Here is a 17,250-nt window from a genome sequence, read left to right as displayed (position 1 = left end):
GCGGGTTTCTCCAACAACAACATGGACGCCCTCTTCACGCTTCCCTCACTCTTTATGCGATATCTCTTTATGCAATGTCGCCGTCCACATAGTACCAACGGCCTTCTTCGCGCACGAAGCGGCTGCGCTCATGCAGGCGCACGGCCGGGCTGCCGGGCGCTTTCTGGCGCGCGACAAATTCAACTTCGGCGCGGGTGGCGTCAAGCTGGCGGTGGCTGCGCACTTCGAGGCCCAGCCATTTGACGCCGGGGTCAAACTCAATCGATGCCGGCCTGTGGCTGGTGTGCCAGGTGGCGAGCAGGTAGTCGGCGTGTTCGGCCACAAAGGCGCAGTAGCGCGAGCGCATGAGCGACTCGGCGTCTGGCGCGGGCGCCGTTTCAAAAAGGTCGAGGTAACGGCCGCAGCAGCCGGAAAACGGCAAGGGCTTTTGGGCCGCGCCTGTGCGGCCGCAGGGGCATGGCCGGGACGGCGGCAGCGTGGCCATCAACCGCAGCTGTAGGCGCGGGACTTGCGCTCTTCGCGTTCTTCCAGCGTTTCGGTGGGCGCGCCCTGCTTGACCCATTCGGCGTAACCGCCGTCGATGTGGGCGACGTTGACCATGCCCATGTCCTGCAGGGTCTTGGTGGCCAGGGCGCTGCGCCAGCCGGCGCCGCAGAAGAGGATGAACTCCTTGCCCTCATCGGCAAACAGGGGCTTGTGATAAGGCGAGGCCGGGTCTACCCAGAACTCCAGCATGCCGCGCGGTGCGTGGTAGCTGCCCACCACGGTGCCGGCGGCGAGTTCGCGCACGTCGCGGATGTCGACGATCTGCACTGCCGGATCGGCCAGCCTGGCTTTCACTTCCTGCACGCTGTAGGTCTTGACCTGGGCCATGGCCTCGTCGACCAGGGCGCGGAATCCTTTGATGATGGGCATCTTGTTCTCCTCAGGCCAGGGCTCGGGTGACGATGATTTTCTGCACGTCGGAAGTGCCTTCGTAAATCTGGCACACGCGCACGTCGCGGTAGATGCGCTCGACCGGGAAGTCGCTGACGTAGCCGTAGCCGCCCAGGGTCTGGATGGCGGCGCTGCAGACCTGCTCGGCCATTTCGCTGGCGAAGAGCTTGGCCATGGCGGCTTCTTTCAGGCACGGCAGGCCGGCGTCGCGCAGGCTGGCGGCGTGCCAGATCAGCTGGCGCGCGGCTTCGATTTTGGTGGCGCAATCGGCCAGGCGAAAACCCACGGCCTGGTGGTTGAAGATGGCGGTGCCGAAGCTCTGGCGCTCTTTGGCGTAGCTGAGTGCGAACTCGAACGCGCTGCGTGCCATGCCCACGCTTTGCGCAGCGATGCCTATGCGCCCGCCTTCGAGCGCGCCCAGGGCGATCTTGTAGCCTTCGCCTTCGCTGCCGATCAGGTTCTCGGCCGGGATACGGCAGTTGTCGAAATTGATTTGTGCGGTGTCGCTGGAATGCTGGCCCAGCTTGTCTTCCAGCCGCGCGACCACATAACCGGGCGCGCTGGTGGGCACGATGAAGGCGCTCATGCCTTTTTTGCCGGCGCCCTTGTCGGTGACGGCGATGACGATGGCGGCGTGGCCGTTCTTTCCGCTGGTGATGAACTGTTTGACGCCGTTGAGTACGTACGCATCACCCTCCTTCACCGCCGTGGTGCGCAGCGACGACGCATCGCTGCCAACGTGCGGCTCGGTCAGGCAGAAGATGCCCAGCATCTCGCCCTGCGCCAGCGGTGTGAGCCACTGCTTTTTCTGCTGGGCATTGCCGTAGCGCATGAGGATGGCGTTGACGGGGCAGTTGGTGACGCTGATGGCGGTGCTGGTGCCACCGTCGCCGGCGGCGATTTCTTCGAGCACCAGCGCGAGCGTGAGGTAGTCAAGGTTGGCGCCGCCGAACTCTTCAGGCACGCAGATGCCGTAAGCGCCCAGCGCGGCCAGGCCTTTGTGCGCCTCGACGGGGAAGTGGTGCTCCTTGTCCCAGCGCGCGGCATGGGGCCAGAGCTCTTCCTGCGCGAAGGCGCGGACCGCGTCGCGGATCATTTCCTGGTCCTGGTTCAGCAGCATGGTGTGGCCTTGCGAGGGATGTCAAACAAAAAAAGGAAGCGGCGCGGTGAAGCTCACCACGTGCTGAAAGGCTTGCCGTCGTAATTGAGGAACGCACCCTTGTTTTCGGGCGTGAGCCCGGCCAGCGCGGCGCGCATGGCGCTGACGCTTTGCGCCGTGGTCAGCGTTGCGCCCTGCCCGCCCATGTCGGTCTGCACCCAGCCGGGCGACATGGCGACCAGGATGGCCTTGGAGTAGTCGTGCTGGGCCGAGGCGACCACCATGTTGAGTGCGGCCTTGCTGGCGCGGTAGACCCAGCCGCGGCTGTCTTCCACGCCGCCTATCCGGGCCATGGCGCTGCTGATGAAGGCAAAGCGCCCGCCACCGCCGCGCACGGCTTCCACCAAGGGCGTGACCTGCGGGATGGCCTGCATGGCGCCCAGCACATTGGTGCGCATGGCGTGGTCGAAGGCCTCTTGAGTGGGCGGTGTCAGCGCATCGCCATGCGGGAAGACGCCGGCCACGTAGAGCGCGACGTCGATTTCCTCGCCGTCGAGCTGCCAGGCCAGGCCGCTGATGCTGGCGGGGGCGGCCACGTCCAGCCGCAAGGCTCTGGCACCCAGGCCGGTGAGGCGTTGCAGGCCTTCGTCGTCGCGCGCGGTGGCGATGACCTCGGCGCCTTCGGCCTGGTACTGGGTGGCGAATTCAAGCCCTATGCCGCGCGATGCGCCAATGACGAGGACTTTCATCGCGGCTTAGACCAATTCAATCGCCATGGCCGTGCCTTCACCGCCGCCTATGCACAGCGTGGCGATGCCCTTCTTGAGGCCGCGCGCTTGCAGCGCGTGGATCAGCGTGACGATGATGCGGGCGCCGGACGCGCCAATCGGGTGGCCCAGCGCGCAGGCGCCGCCGTTGACGTTGACGATGTCATGGCTGATGCCGAGTTCCTTCATCGCGGCCATGGGCACGACAGCGAAGGCTTCGTTGACTTCCCAGAGGTCCACGTCCTTGACGGACCAGCCGGTTTTCTTGAGCAGCTTGTTGACGGCACCCACCGGGGCGGTGGTGAACCATTCGGGTTCCTGCGAGAAGGTGGCGTGGCCGACGATGCGGGCGATGGGCTTGGCGCCCAGTTCCTTGGCGGTAGATTCACGGGCCAGCACCAGGGCGGCGGCGCCGTCGTTGATGGAAGAGCTGGAGGCGGCGGTGATGGTGCCGTCTTTCTTGAAGGCGGGCTTGAGCGTGGGGATCTTGTCGAGCTTGACCTTGCCCGGGCCCTCGTCGATGGAAATCACGGTTTCGCCGGCGCGGCCCTTGACGGTGACGGGCGTGATCTCGGCCTTGAAGGCGCCGGACTCGGTGGCGGCCTTGGCGCGCTGCACACTGGCGGTGGCGAAGGCGTCCTGCGCTTCGCGGGTGAATTTGTATTTGTCGGCGCATTGCTCGCCGAAGGTGCCCATGGCGCGGCCGGGTTCGTAGGCGTCTTCGAGGCCGTCGAGCATCATGTGGTCATAGATGCGGTCATGGCCGATGCGGATGCCGCTGCGGCCCTTGAGCAGCAGATGCGGCGCGTTGGTCATGCTTTCCATGCCGCCGGACACCATGACGTCGCGGCTGCCGGCGACGAGCTGGTCGTGCGCGAGCATGGTGGCTTCCATGCCGGAACCGCACATTTTGGACAGCGTGACCGCGCCGACGCTGGCGGGCAAGCCGCCCTTGAAGCCGGCTTGCCGCGCGGGCGCCTGGCCCTGGCCGGCCATCAGGCAGTTGCCGAACAGCACTTCGTCGACTTTTTCAGGGGCGATGCCCGAGCGCTCGATGGCGGCCTTGATGGCGGCGCCGCCCAGGTCATGGGCCGAGAGGCTGGTGAAGTCGCCCTGGAAGCCGCCCATGGGGGTGCGGGCTGCGCCTAGGATAACGATGGAATCAGACATGAGGAGGTCCTTTCAGGTAGGTGTGAATTGTTTAAGGTGTGAGGCCGCTGAGGCCCGTTAAAACCGGTTCGGGCGGCAGTTGGGTGAGCACTTCGTCATGCGCCTCGCCCGGGCTGTGCAGCGCGATGAAACGTTTCTCGCGCTCGTAGGGGAAAACATCGTGCACGTGGCCGGCCTGGATGCGGGCCTGGTGTTTTTGCCAGAAGCCGGCGTCCAGCAGGTTGGCGTGGTGTTTCATGAAGACCTCGCGCACCGCGTCGTTGCCGAGCAAAAAGGGCTCGAAGGTTTCGGGGAAGACGTCTTTGGGGCCGACGGAGTACCAGACCTCGCCGCTCATTTCCTCTTCCTCGTTGCGGGCGGTGGGCACCTTGCGGAAGTTGCAGTCGGTGATGTATTCGATCTCGTCGTAGTCGTAGAACACGACCTTGCCGTGGCGCGTGATGCCGAAGTTCTTCCACAGCATGTCGCCGGGGAAGATGTTGGCGGCGACCAGGTCCTTGATGGCGTTGCCGTATTCGACGACGGCGCGCTCGATCTGGTCCCTGGCACCGGGTTCATGCATGCCGGCGTCAAAGGCTTCCTGCAGGTAGATGTTGAGCGGGATCATGCGGCGCTCGATGTAGACGTGCTTGATGATGACTTCGGTCTGGCCGTCGCCGTCGCGGTCGCTGATCTCGAGCTGGCTGGCGGCGAATTTTTCGATCTCGGCGATCAGTTCATCGCTGAAGCGCTCGCGCGGGAAGGCGACTTCGCTGTACTCCTGGGTGTCGGCCATGCGGCCGACGCGGTCGTGCTGCTTGACCAGCAGGTACTTGCCCTTGATCTGTTCGCGCGTGGTGTCTTTCTGCGGCGGGTAGTAGTCCTTGATGACCTTGAAGACGTAGGGGAAGGACGGCAGGTCGAACACCAGCATGACCATGCCCTTGATGCCGGGCGCGATGCGGAACTTGTCGGTGGAGTGCCGCAGGTGGTACAAAAAGTCGCGGTAAAAAAGCGTCTTGCCCTGCTTGGCCAGGCCCAGCGCGTTGTAGATTTCGGCGCGCGGCATGTGCGGCATCATGCTGCGCAAAAACTGCACGTAGGCCGAGGGGATGCCCATGTCGACCATGAAGTAGGCGCGCGCGAAGCTGAAGAGGATCAGCAGGTCGTCTTCGCCGAACAGTGCCGCGTCGATCACGAGCTTGCCGGCCTTGTTGTGCAGCACCGGCAGCGCGAAGGGCACCTCGTTGAAACCGTTGATGATCTTGCCGACGACGTAGGCGCCCTTGTTGCGGAAGAACAGGCTGGTCAGCACCTGGATCTGGAAGTTGGCGCGCAGCTTGACGTCGGCGAGGCGGCCGCTGATGGCCTCGAGCACATAACCGGCGTCGCGTTCGAGGTCGTCGAAGGGCAGGCGCAGGTCGAAATCGCGCACCACCTGCAGCAGCACGTCGCGCATGTTGTCGCGCGTGGGGTAGTAGGCGCGATAGGTGGGCTGCGAGGCGAGTTCATCGTTCTCGATGTATTCGGTGCTGACGGCGGGCCGCACGAAGATGAAGTCGTTCTGGAAGTAGCTGCGGTGCAGGATCTTGGTGGTGACCGAGTTGAAGAAGGTCTCGGCCAGCTCGGGCTGGTGGTGGTTGACCAGCAGGCCTATGTAATGCAGCTTGACCTGCTGCCAGACGTCCATGGGCTGCTCACCGGCCTTGAACTCGCGCTCCAGCCGGGTGGAGGCTTCGCGCACGCGCAGGTCGTAGAACTCGATGCGTTCGCGCTGGGCGCGCTGCTGGCCGTGCCAGTCGGCCGTTTCAAAGCGGTGCTTGGCGCGCGCGGATTCGGTGCGGAACAGCTGGTAGTGGCGGTTGAAGCCGTCCATCATCGCCTTGGCGATGTCGTAGGCGATGCTGGAGTCCAGCCGCTGGGGGAACATGGCCGGTTCCGCTCAGACCAGCTGCTGCTGCGTGCCGCCGCCGACGCGCGCCATCCACACATCCCAGACGCGGTCTATGGCCTTGCTGTAGAGCTGGTCGAGCTCGTCGGGCCCGGCGACGCTCATCTGCAGGTCCTGCAGCAGGCCGTCGTGCACGCCGAAGGCCCAGCCGTGCACGGTGACTTCCTGGCCGCGCGCCCAGGCGTCGACCATGACGGTGCTGACCGAGACGTTGACGACCTGCTCGATGACGTTGATGTCGCACAGCGCCTGCGCGCGCACTTCTTCGGGCAGGCTGTCGAGCAGCTGGCGGTGGCGGTGCCGCACGTCCTGGATGTGGCGGAGCCAGTTGTCGGCCAGGCCGATGCGCGCGCCTTCAAGGGCGGCCTGCACGCCGGAGCAGCCGTAGTGGCCGACCACCATGATGTCTTTGACCTTGAGGCGCTCGACGGCGAACTGGATGGCCGAGAGCGCGTTGAGGTCGGAATGCACGACGATGTTGGCGACGTTGCGGTGCACGAACACTTCACCGGGCTCGAGGCCGGTGATCTGGTTGGCGGGCACGCGGCTGTCGGAGCAGCCTATCCACATATACCTGGGCGTCTGCTGCTTCACCAGGCCGGTGAAAAAGCCGGGGCGCTCGGCTTCCATCTGCGCGGCCCAGGCGCGGTTGTGGGCGAAGAGGTCTTGGAGCGAGGTAGTCATGGCTGTATTTTCACCTGCTTGGTTCACATCGTCTCGGCGAAGAGTTCCCGCCCTATGAGCATGCGGCGTATTTCGCTGGTGCCGGCGCCAATTTGGCTCCGGCCGGCGCTTCGCGCCTTCACGTCCTTGCGGACATGAGCCTGCGCCGAATTGGGGCCCCTTGCCAGCATCACATGGTCTCCGCGAAGAGTTCGCGGCCTATCAACATTCTTCGGATCTCGGACGTACCCGCCCCAATTTCATAAAGTTTGGCGTCACGCCAGAGGCGGCCCAGCGGGTAGTCGTTGATGTAGCCGTTGCCGCCGTAGATCTGCACGCCCTCGCCGGCCATCCAGGTGGCTTTTTCGGCGCACCAGAGGATGACGGAGGCGCAGTCCTTGCGGACCTGGCGCACGTGGTCGGTGCCCAGCATGTCGAGGTTTTTGGCGACGGTGTAGGCAAAAGAGCGGCCGGCCTGCAGCACGGTGTACATGTCGGCGACCTTGCCCTGGATCAGCTGGAACTCGCCGATGCTCTGGCCGAACTGCTTGCGGTCGTGGATGTAGGGCAGGACGTTGTCCATGACGGACTGCATGATGCCCAGCGGGCCGCCGGTGAGCACGGCGCGTTCGTAGTCGAGGCCGCTCATGAGCACCTTGGCGCCGCTGTTGAGGCCGCCCAGGATCTGGCTGGCCGGCACTTCAACGTTGTTGAAGACCAGTTCGCCGGTGTGGCTGCCGCGCATGCCGAGCTTGTCGAGCTTTTGCGCGACGGAAAAGCCCTTCATGCCTTTTTCGATCAGGAAGGCGGTGACGCCGCGCGCGCCCAGCTCGGGCTCGGTCTTGGCGTAGACCACCAGGGTGTCGGCGTCGGGGCCGTTGGTGATCCACATCTTGCTGCCGTTGAGCAGGTAGTAGCCGCCCTTGTCTTCGGCTTTCAGCTTCATGCTGATCACGTCGCTGCCGGCGCCGGGCTCGCTCATGGCGAGCGCGCCCACGTGTTCGCCGCTGATGAGTTTGGGCAGGTATTTTTTGCGCTGCTCATCCGTGCCGTTGCGCTTGATCTGGTTAACGCAGAGGTTGCTGTGCGCGCCGTAGGACAGGCCCACGGAGGCGCTGGCGCGGCTGATTTCTTCCATGGCGATCATGTGGGCCAGGTAGCCCATGTTGGCGCCGCCGTATTCCTCGCCGACGGTGATGCCGAGCACGCCGAGCGCGCCCATTTTTTGCCACAGGTCCATGGGGAACTGGTCGCTGCGGTCCACTTCAGCGGCACGCGGGGCGATTTCGGCCTGGGCGAATTCGCGCACCGCGTCGCGCAGGGCGTCTATGTCTTCACCGAGCTGGAAATTGAGTCCTGGCATGTTGGTCATGGGGGTCTTTCTGGGGGCGGATTGTGGGGATGTGAGTTCAGTAAGTCTTGGGCACGGGCACCAGGGTCTGCTGCATCAGGGCGCAGGCGCTTTCCTTGCCGCCGGCGGCGATGTGCGTGACTTCGGCGGTGGTGACGATGATGCGCTTGCCGGCCTTGGCGACGCGGCCCAGGGCGCGCAGCTCGCCGTCGTTGAAGCCGGCCATGAAGTTGATCTTGTATTCGACGGTGGTGACTTCGGAGTCTTCCGCGGCCACCGTGAGGGCGGCATAACCGCCGGCGATGTCGGCCAGCGCGCCCATGGCGCCGCCGTGAAAACCGCCCTGCTGCTGGGTGACGCGCTCCGAGTAAGGCAAGGCCACCTCGCACAGGCCGGGCTCCACGCGCAGCAGCCGGGCGCCCAGGTGCCGCATCATGCCCTGGCGCAGGAAGCTGTCCTCGATGCGGCGGAACAGTGCGGTCGGGGTGGCGGGTGCGTCCATGGGAGCCTTTGCGGGGTGTGGGGGAGGCGGTCTTCTGGTTGACGTTTACGTAAACGTCAATTATGGCGTATTTGCGCCCGGCCCGGCTTTGACCCGGCCGGGGCTGGGGGCAAGCGGCCCGAGTCCTAGGGCTTGCCGGCCTTGGCCTTCTCGGTCTTGGCGAGCAGGGCCTTGGCTTCTTTTTCGTGGGTGCGGATTTCGTCGAGGTTGGCCTGCAGGTCGAGCATCTGGGCTTCCAGCTTCTTGCGGTGCTCCGTCAGGATGGCCAGGAATTTTTTGAGCTGCGGCGCGGTGTCGCGCGGGCTGTCGTAGGAGTCGATGATCTCCTTGGCCTCGACCAGCGACAGCCCCAGGCGCTTGGCGCGCAGGGTGAGCTTGAGCCGGGTGCGGTCGCGCGCGGTGTAGACGCGGTTGCGCCCCCCCGCCCCTTCGCGCTGCGGCTGCAGCAGCCCCATGTCTTCGTAAAAACGCATGGCGCGCGTGGTCAGGTCAAACTCTTTTGCGAGGTCGCTGATGGTGTAGGTGGTAGCCATGGTGATGAATGAGGTCTTGTGCGAACGCGGTTGAAGCGGGTAAACACGGACAAACGCGGACAAACGCGGGTGACAGCGCGAAACGGGCGCCGTCCCTACAATGCCCGTGTATGACGTTTACGTAAACGTCAAATATACCGCGAATGATGACATGAATCTCCTCGAGCAGCAACTCCACTACCCCTTCGGCGACGCCCTGCCGGCCTCCGGCGCGACGCTGGACGTGGCGCCCGGCGTGAAGTGGATACGCATGGCGCTGCCCTTCGCGCTGGACCACATCAACCTGTGGCTGCTGCGCGATGAAATCGACGACCCGGACCGGCCGGGCGAAAAAATCCAGGGCTGGACCGTCGTGGACTGCTGCATCAGCCGCGAGGAATCGAAAGCGCAGTGGGAAGCTATTTTTGAGAGCGAGCTCGAAGGCCTGCCGGTGCTGCGCGTGCTCGTGACGCACATGCACCCGGACCACATCGGCCTGGCGTACTGGCTGTGCGAGCGCTGGACGACCGCAACACACGTGTGCCGTTTGTGGATCAGCGCGACGGATTACCACTCGGCACGCATCGCCTCGCAAAGCACGACGGGCTTCGGCGGCGAAAGCGCCGCGCGCTTTTTTGGCTCGCACGGCCTGGTGGATCCGGAGGCGATCGGGAAAATCCGCGACCGGACCAGCTACTACCCCGGCATGGTGCCCGCGATGCCGGCCAGTTATGTGCGCATCATGGACGGAAAAACCGTGCGCATAGGCGGCCGCGACTGGCGCTGCATCAGCGGCTACGGCCACGCGCCCGAGCACATCGCGCTGCACTGCGAACAGACCGGCACGCTGATCAGCGGCGACATGGTGCTGCCGCGCATCTCGACGAATGTGAGCGTCTACGACATGGAGCCCGAGTCCAACGCACTCACGCTGTTCCTGGAGTCGATCGACAAATTCCTGCCGCTGGACCAGGACACGCTGGTGCTGCCCTCGCACGGCAAACCCTTTCGCGGCCTGCACACCCGCATAGGCCAGCTGCATGACCACCACCGCGACCGCCTGGCCGAAGTGATGCAGGCCTGCCAGGCAGCCCCCTGCAGCGCCGCCGACATCCTGCCCATCATGTTCCCCCGCAAACTGGACCTGCACCAGACCACCTTCGCCATGGGCGAAGCGGTGGCGCATTTGCATGCGTTGTGGTTTCAGGAAAAGCTGACGCGCCGCCTGAACAGCGACGGAATCTACCGCTTCAGCAGCGTGTGATGTAAGGGCTCTCTAACCAAGCAGGGGCCGCGGGACTGGCTTTGCCAGGCCGCAGGCGCAGCGGCCCCCTCGGGGGGCAGAGAGTTACACGCAGTGAACGAACGTGGGGGCTGCGTCTTCACCAGCAGGGGCCGCGGAACCGGCTTTGCCGGGCCGCAGGCGCAGCGCCCCCTCGGGGGGCAGCGCATTACACGAAGTGAAAAGCGTGGGGGCTAACAGCTACTGCCGCCACTTGCGATTGGCCGTCACCAACGCCGTGACATAGCCATGCAGCCAGTCAAAGTTGATGGGCTTTTGCAACAAGTGGGCTTCGGGCGGGAGGCCGCCGCGCGCCTGGACGGCTTCGGGCGCCAGGCCGCTGATCACGACGATCTGCATGTCGTGGAGTTGCTGGTTGCGCTTGCAGGCCTTGAGCATCTCGATGCCGTCCACGCCGGGCATGGAGAGGTCGGTGATCAGCAGGTCGGGCCGCATGCTGGCGATATCCATCATGGCTTCCAGCGCGGAGGGCATGAAGGTGCAGTCGACCGGCAGGTCCCAGTCCTCGAACTGGCAACGGTAGAGCTCACGGGTGTTCTCGTCGTCTTCCACCATCAGCACGCGCAGGCGGTGCTTGGGGTCGGTGTCCACCTTGGAGAGCTGCGGACTGCTTTTGGCGAGGTAGGCATTGATGGACTGCAGCGCGATGCGGCGGTGGCCGCCCAGCGTCTTCCAGGCCTCGATCTCGCCTTTTTCCACGAGGGACTGCACGGTGGCCACGGACAAGCCCAGCAACTTGGCTGCATAGCTTGTGCCGCAGTAATCCTCACTCGAGAAATCCGCGGCGGTAATGGCGGCCTCGAAGGATTTTGGTTCACGCATGGTCGGTCTCGTAAAAGATTGTTTTTCTCATTTTTCTCATTTTAATCAATTCGTGCTGTAAAGCCCCACAAAAAAAACGAGAAAAGAGGTGAAAAGAGCCTTCTGCGCTGGTAATTAATCCAGTTTTAGACACATTAGGACACAACACGACACATTACGACGCATTTGGCGTTTTGGGAAGGGTGAAGAAGAAGGTTGCGCCCTTGCCGGGCTCGGCCTCGGCCCAGAGCCGGCCCCCATGCCGTTTGATGACCCGGCTGGAGGTCGCCAGGCCTATGCCGGTGCCGGGAAATTCCGACGCGGCATGCAGGCGCTGGAAGGGGTTGAACAGCTTGTCGACGTAGGCCATGTCGAAGCCGGCGCCGTTGTCGCGCACGAAAAACTCGGGCTGGCCCGCGGCGTCGAGCGTGTGGCCGACGGTGATCTCGGTCAGCGTTTCATGGGAGCTGAACTTCCAGGCATTGCCGAGCAGGTTTTCCATGACCACCCGCAGCAGCCGGTCGTCGCCGTGGGCCTTGAGGCCTTTTTCGATTTTCACCACGGCCTTGCGCTCGGGATCGCGCGCCTGGCACTCGTCGGCGATGCTGCGCGCCAGCGCCGACAAGTCCACCACCTTGCTGCTCAGGGGCGCGCGCGAGACCTGCGCCAGGGACAGCAGGTCTTCAATCAGCTGCCCCATCTGCGCCACGCCGGCCTGGATGCGCGCGAGGTAATGGGTGACCTTCTCGCCGGCCTCGCTGCCCAGCTGCTTGGCCAGCAGGCGGCTGAAGCCGTCGACGGTGTTGAGCGGCGAGCGCAGGTCGTGCGAGACGGAATAGGAAAACGCCTCGAGCTCGTGGTTGGACAGCCGCAGGGCCGCTTCAATGGCCTTGATTTCTGTGATGTCGGCATCAATGCCCACCCAGAACGCCACCTGGCCCTGTTCGTCGAACACGGGTGAGGCGCGATAGGACATGGTGTGGGAGCTGCCGTCGCGCGCCAGCACGCGGCGTATGCCGTCGTACTGTGATTGCGAGGCCTTGGCGGCCTGCCACTTGGCCTTGACGTCGGGCAGGTCCTCGGGGTGGATGACGGAAAACCATTGTGTGCCGGTCCAGTCCTCGAGCTTGCCGCCCACCAGGTCGAACCAGGCGCGGTTGAAATAGGTGGCCGCGCCGTTGGGGCTGATGGTCCACACCACCTGGGGCGCCTGCTCGGCCAGCGCGCGGAACAGCGCCTGCTGGCGTTCCAGCGCCAGCGTGCGTTCGGCGACTTTTTGCTCCAGCCCGGTATTGAGCTGGCTGACTTCCTCGAGCAGGCGGGCGTTTTCAATGGCGATGGAAGCCAGTTGGGCCAGCTCGAGCGCCACATATTCGTCCTGCTGGGTGAACTCGCCTTCGTATTTGTCGGACAGCTGGAGCAGCCCGATGTTGCGGCCGTCGCGCCCGGTCAGCGGCACGGCCAGCCAGCCGCGCATGGCGGGGTGCTTGCCGGCATAGCTGCCGAAGCCGCGCCAGCGCGGATGGGCTTCGAGCTCGGCCTGCGTCATGCGCATGGAGCGGTTGTTCTGGCAGACCATGGCGTAGATGCCGGTGCCGTCGGGCGGCTCGAACTGGTCGCGGTATTTGGCGTACTTGTCGGAGAAGGACAGCGCGTTGACGGCCTGCTTCCAGTCGCCGCCCAGGGTCAGGCTGACGCTGGACTGGTGCGCGCCTATGACGCCCCTGGCCTGCTCGGCCACCTCGCGCATGGTGCCCTCCAGCGTCTGGTGCCAGGTGATGGCCTGGGCCGCGTCGGCCGCGCGCTGCAGGGTAAAGAGGTGTTCCTGCACGTCGCGCTCGGCCTTGAGCTGGGCCGTGATGTCCATGGCCACCACAAACCGCGCCGGCACGCCGCCGTACTGGATGGGCCGCGACACCGCGTGGACGGAGAAGATCGAACCGTCCTTGCGGCAGTGCCGCCAGGTGCCTTTTCTTTCGGGCGACTCCTCGCCGAGCTGCCGCTCCAGGCGCGCGTGCTCGGAGTCGGGGCGGATGTCGAACAGGGTCATGGCGCGGAACTCGGCAGCCGAATAACCATAGCTGTCCACCGCCGCCTTGTTGACGTTGAGGAAGCGCCGCGTGGCGTCGGAGAACACCCACATGGGCACCGGCGCCATTTCAAACAGGGCCGCGTAGCGCTGCTCGCTGTCGACCAGCGCCTGCTCGGCGCGCTTGCGCTGCGTGATGTCGCGCTCCACCGCCACCCAGTGCGTGTACCAGCCCTTGGCGTCGGCGATGGGGACGATGTCCAGGTCCACCCAGAACTCCTCGCCGCTCTTGGTGTAGTTGATGAGCTCGGCGCGCACCGGTTGCCATTTCTCCAGCGCGGCGCGTATGCGGTCGAGTTCGGCGCGCTGCGTCTTCGGGCCCTGCAGCAGGCGCGGCGTCTGGCCCAACACCTCTTCGCGGGTGTAGCCGGTGCGGCGCTCGAACGCGTCGTTGACGAAGACGATGCGCGGGCCCGGCTGGTCGAAGGGCTCGGCCTCGGTGATGAGCACGATGTCGTTGAGGCGGGACACGCAGGACTCGAGCAGGCGCAGGTGCTCCTGCGCCTCGTGCTGCTCGGTGATGTCCTGCAGCACGCCGACCAGGCTGACGACCTTGCCGTCGCGCTGCAACGCGCGGCCCCGCGTGCGGGCCCAGATGCGCCTGCCCTTGGCCGTGATGAGCGGCAGTTCGAGGTCCCAGGGCGTGGCGCTGCGGAAGGCGGCTTCGGCGGCGGCCCTGACGATGGGCTGCGCTTCCGGCGCATAAAACCTGAGCGCATCGCCGACACCCAGCACGGCGCCGGGTTCGAGTTCATAGATGCGGTAAATCTCTTCGGACCAGTAGGGCGTCATGGTCTCGACCTGGATTTCCCAGCCGCCGACCCGGGCCAGCTCGCCGGTGCGGTTGAGCAGCTCGGTGCCGCGGGCGATCACGAGTTCGGCGCGCTTGCGGTCGGTGATTTCCTGGATCACGCCGGAGCGGCGCGGCCCCTGCCCCGGCTGGCCGTCCTCCCGGCCATGGGCGCGGCCCACCAGGTGAACCCAGCGCTTTTCCCCGGTGGCCGTGATGACGCGGAACTCGGCGTCCAGCGGCAGCCCGGCTTCGACGGCGGCGTCCCGCTTCACCCTGAATTCCTCGCGGTCGGCGGGATGGATCAACTGCAGCAGGGCGTCACGGCTGCCCGAGAACTGCGCCTTGCCGACACCCAGCACGTCATAGACCTCGTCGGACCACCATGTTTCGCTGGTGAGAAGGTCGAGCTGCCAGTAGCCGATGCGGCCCAGCCGCTGCGCGTCCTGCAGTTTGCGCTTGATGGCTTCGCTGTTCGCGAGTTCCGCCTCCAGTGCGCCGCGGTGCTTCTGCAGGGAATCGGCCATGCGGTTGAAGCCGGCGGATATCCGGTAGAACTCCCCGCCGTCGTCGGACGCGCCCAGCGCAATCCGCACGTCCAGCCGCCCGTCCTGGATCTGCCGCGTGGCGTCCAGGATCTTGCGGGTGGGAACCACGATGGCACGCCCGCCTATCAACCAGGCGAGCAAGGCGCCCAGCAAGGCCAGCAGTGTCAGCACGGCCAGTTCCAGCCCGAGCTGGCGCTGGCTGTCGCCCACCACGAGGTTGTGGTCCATACTGACCGCGACAAAAAAAGCCTCGTTGGCATGCGCGCTGCTGGGCATGTAGGCCCACAGCCGGCGCTGGCCCTGGGCGTCCGGGCCGTCGGCAGTGCCCGCCCGCATGGTCTTCACGGCCTCCCGCAGCACCGGGCTGCGGGCCTTCTGGCCGATGCGGATGGGCAGGGCCGGTTTTCCGGCCAGCAAGACGCCGTTGCGGTCGTGGATGCCCAGCGCAGCGCCGGGCGGCAGCTGGATTTCCACCGCCGACTTCGCCATTTCGGCCAGGTCGACCGAGGCATAGGCCACGATGACGACGCGCCCCTCGCTGTCGAGCAGGGGCAGCGCGAAGCTGATGGAAGGCTTGCCAGAGGCGCGGCCCACGATGTATTCGCCGGCCACGAAACCGCGGTGAGACACCGCGTCGCGGAAATAGGCGCGGTCGCCCAGGTAACCCAGCGGCGAGCCGGGAAGGCCGTTGCACATCGACTGGCCGTCGGCCGCCACGATGCCCAGGTTGGCGTACAGCGGAAGCTGCCGGTTCAGCTCCGCCAGGTAATGGTCGCAGCGGGCGCTCCTGCCGCCTTTGATGTCGCGCAGGTCGGGCGCATGGATGATGGCCGTGAGCACCTGCCGCGCCGTTTCGGCCAGTTGCTGCTGGTTGGAGGCGGCAAGCGACCCTGCGAACTGCAGGTCGGCCATGGCCCGCCCGACGGCGGCATCGGCGTTGTAGACGGCCTTGTAGATGGACAGGCCGAACAAAGGAACAATCGCGGCCAGCACCAGCATGACCAGTCGGGTCCGCAGCGTGATGGGGACCTTCATCGCATCCCTCTTCCAGGAGCGCGCCGGATGATAGGGACGCCCCGCGTCCTTGAACTATTAACCGGCCGCGATGGATTCATTGACGTCCAGCCAATAGGCCTGGAGCCGCTGGAGTTTTTCCGTCAGGTCGCCGAAATCGACGGGCTTGCGAACGAAGCCGTTGGCGCCGGCCTGGTAACACGCCACGATGTCGGAGCGCTCGCTGGAGGACGTCAGCATGACGACCGGCACCAGCGCGGTGAGCGGGTTGGCGCGCAGGCTGCGCAGCACGTCCAGCCCCGACAGCTTGGGCAGCTTCATGTCGAGCAGGATGAACGAGGGCTGCCTTTGCGTGTCGCGCCCCGCGTGGCTTCCTTGCCCGAAGAGATACTCGAGCGCCTGCACGCCGTCCCGCGCCACCGCGATCTCGGCCGTCACGCCTTGTTCTTCCAGCGTCAAGACCGTCAACTCAAGGTGGTCGGGATTGTCTTCTACTACGAGTATCAGCTTGTCGTTCATGGAGGTGCTTAAGGAGTACGACATCAATTCCCTGGTGGTTTTCGCAATTTTGGTATTTTTGTCATATTAACAAGTAACGCCGCTTTCCACTTGCTGAATTGCGAGTGGACAAGGGTTTGTCCTGCGCGGCGGCATCCCCTGCGAAGGGCTTGCCGCTCAAGGCTACCAGCGGGGAATCGCTTCGTCCTTGAGCTGACCGCGCAACTCGGCGTAGTCCGGCACGACGGTGCGCACCGTGTCCCAGAAGCGCGGGCTGTGGTCCATGACACGCAGGTGGCTCAGTTCATGCACCACCACGTAGTCGATCACGGACTGCCTGAAATGCACCAGCCGCCAGTTCAGCCGGATGGAGCCGTCGGCGCTGGCGCTGCCCCAGCGCGTGCCGGCGCTGGACAGGCTGAGCTTGTGCCACTGCACGCCGAGCTGCGGCGCGAAATGGTTGAGCCGCTCGATGAAAATGCGCTTGGCCTGGCGCATCAGCCAGGCCTGCACCGCATCGCGGATCTGGTCGGCCGACGCGTTGTGGGGCAGGCCCACATGCAGCGTCAGCTGCGCCACGCCGGGCAAGGTGTCGTTGGCCGCGCCGTCCGCGCCCTGCAGCAGCACCTCGGGCATGGCGGGCGCGCGGGCCTTGAGTTCGGCCCCCACGCCGCCGAAAGCATGGCGCGGGTCTATCACCACGACCACGGGGTCGCCCAGGAAAGGCAGGGTCGTGCCGTCCTTCCACTCGATGCGCGCGGACTCCATGCGTTCGTGGCGCGCACGGGTTTCCTGCAGCTTGGCGAGTATCCAGCCGGATTTTTCCAGCACGGCCTTGTCGATCTCATACAGCGGCACCCATTTGGGCGCGCTCACCGTGAGGCCCTCGGCGCCGGCTGAAAAGCCGATGGTCTTGCGTTTGCCGCGGCGGAATTCGTAGGCCACCAGGATGCCGTCCAGCACGGTTTCGCGCGTGGCGCGCGGGTGGCGGAAGGTGGCCGGGGCCAGCGCCTGCTGCAGGCTTTGGGCGGGAAGTTGCGGGCCGATGAATTCGGCCTCCGGGGGCGCGTCGGCAAGCGCTTGCGGGCGCGGGACTGGCGTTACCGGTTTTTTGGCGCGGGGTTTTGCGGGCGGCTTGCCGCTTTTCGGGTCTGCACTGCCGGAAAGTGGCACCGGCGGCGCGGGATGGGCATCAAACAGGTCGAGCGTGAACTGGAGAAGCCGTTGCATCATGGCAGTTTAGCGCGGCAGGGCTGGCGTGGGGCGCTGTCAGGTAT

At 65.3% G+C, this 17,250-nt stretch carries 15 protein-coding genes; 1 reads left to right on the top strand and 14 read right to left on the bottom strand.

Going from position 1 to position 17,250, the window contains the following annotated elements:
- Positions 1-67: 67 nt before the first annotated feature.
- From ACLV8F_RS02295 to ACLV8F_RS02250, 10 genes are all read right to left on the bottom strand, one after another.
- Positions 68-484: a YchJ family protein gene (locus ACLV8F_RS02295; protein ID WP_411882625.1), complete on the bottom strand. Its 417-nt coding sequence runs from the start codon at positions 482-484 to the stop codon at positions 68-70.
- The gene (locus ACLV8F_RS02290; protein ID WP_411882624.1) at positions 484-915 is read right to left on the bottom strand and encodes a rhodanese-like domain-containing protein; all 432 of its coding nucleotides are present in this window, start codon (positions 913-915) and stop codon (positions 484-486) included. The genes ACLV8F_RS02295 and ACLV8F_RS02290 overlap by 1 nt, the downstream gene beginning before the upstream one ends.
- A gap of 10 nt (positions 916-925) precedes the next feature.
- Complete coding sequence (locus ACLV8F_RS02285) at positions 926-2,056, bottom strand: acyl-CoA dehydrogenase family protein (protein WP_411882623.1); 1,131 nt, start codon at positions 2,054-2,056, stop codon at positions 926-928.
- Between the two features lie 53 nt (positions 2,057-2,109).
- Entirely contained in the window at positions 2,110-2,784 is a 675-nt protein-coding gene (locus ACLV8F_RS02280) for an SDR family oxidoreductase (protein ID WP_411882622.1), read from the bottom strand.
- A gap of 6 nt (positions 2,785-2,790) precedes the next feature.
- Positions 2,791-3,972: an acetyl-CoA C-acyltransferase gene (locus tag ACLV8F_RS02275; protein WP_411882621.1), complete on the bottom strand. Its 1,182-nt coding sequence runs from the start codon at positions 3,970-3,972 to the stop codon at positions 2,791-2,793.
- Between the two features lie 31 nt (positions 3,973-4,003).
- The gene (aceK, locus tag ACLV8F_RS02270) at positions 4,004-5,881 is read right to left on the bottom strand and encodes a bifunctional isocitrate dehydrogenase kinase/phosphatase (protein WP_411882620.1); all 1,878 of its coding nucleotides are present in this window, start codon (positions 5,879-5,881) and stop codon (positions 4,004-4,006) included.
- A gap of 12 nt (positions 5,882-5,893) precedes the next feature.
- Complete coding sequence (gene can / locus ACLV8F_RS02265) at positions 5,894-6,586, bottom strand: carbonate dehydratase (RefSeq protein WP_411882619.1); 693 nt, start codon at positions 6,584-6,586, stop codon at positions 5,894-5,896.
- A gap of 169 nt (positions 6,587-6,755) precedes the next feature.
- Positions 6,756-7,937, bottom strand: coding sequence for an isovaleryl-CoA dehydrogenase (locus ACLV8F_RS02260; protein WP_411882618.1), 1,182 nt, complete (start codon positions 7,935-7,937; stop codon positions 6,756-6,758).
- Between the two features lie 37 nt (positions 7,938-7,974).
- A complete protein-coding gene (locus tag ACLV8F_RS02255) occupies positions 7,975-8,418 on the bottom strand; it encodes a PaaI family thioesterase (RefSeq protein ID WP_411882617.1) in 444 nt (147 codons plus the stop codon).
- A gap of 125 nt (positions 8,419-8,543) precedes the next feature.
- The gene (locus ACLV8F_RS02250; protein WP_007867394.1) at positions 8,544-8,951 is read right to left on the bottom strand and encodes a MerR family transcriptional regulator; all 408 of its coding nucleotides are present in this window, start codon (positions 8,949-8,951) and stop codon (positions 8,544-8,546) included.
- A gap of 151 nt (positions 8,952-9,102) precedes the next feature.
- Here ACLV8F_RS02250 and ACLV8F_RS02245 point away from each other — a divergent pair, with 151 nt between their 5' ends.
- Positions 9,103-10,194 (top strand): MBL fold metallo-hydrolase, encoded by a 1,092-nt coding sequence (locus ACLV8F_RS02245; protein ID WP_411882616.1) that lies wholly within the window; start codon positions 9,103-9,105, stop codon positions 10,192-10,194.
- 219 nt (positions 10,195-10,413) lie between these two features.
- Here the strand turns inward: ACLV8F_RS02245 and ACLV8F_RS02240 are convergent, their stop codons facing one another.
- From ACLV8F_RS02240 to ACLV8F_RS02225, 4 genes are all read right to left on the bottom strand, one after another.
- Positions 10,414-11,055 (bottom strand): response regulator, encoded by a 642-nt coding sequence (locus ACLV8F_RS02240; protein WP_411882615.1) that lies wholly within the window; start codon positions 11,053-11,055, stop codon positions 10,414-10,416.
- 154 nt (positions 11,056-11,209) lie between these two features.
- Positions 11,210-15,496: a PAS domain S-box protein gene (locus tag ACLV8F_RS02235; RefSeq protein WP_411882614.1), complete on the bottom strand. Its 4,287-nt coding sequence runs from the start codon at positions 15,494-15,496 to the stop codon at positions 11,210-11,212.
- A gap of 57 nt (positions 15,497-15,553) precedes the next feature.
- A complete protein-coding gene (locus ACLV8F_RS02230) occupies positions 15,554-15,994 on the bottom strand; it encodes a response regulator (protein WP_411882613.1) in 441 nt (146 codons plus the stop codon).
- Between the two features lie 162 nt (positions 15,995-16,156).
- Complete coding sequence (locus ACLV8F_RS02225) at positions 16,157-17,206, bottom strand: YgjP-like metallopeptidase domain-containing protein (RefSeq protein WP_411882612.1); 1,050 nt, start codon at positions 17,204-17,206, stop codon at positions 16,157-16,159.
- Between the last annotated feature and the right edge of the window lie 44 nt (positions 17,207-17,250).

The sequence above is a fragment of the Polaromonas sp. YR568 genome (assembly GCF_943369675.1).
In the GTDB taxonomy this organism is placed as follows: domain Bacteria; phylum Pseudomonadota; class Gammaproteobacteria; order Burkholderiales; family Burkholderiaceae_C; genus Polaromonas.
This window is presented reverse-complemented; position numbering and strand designations above follow the sequence as displayed.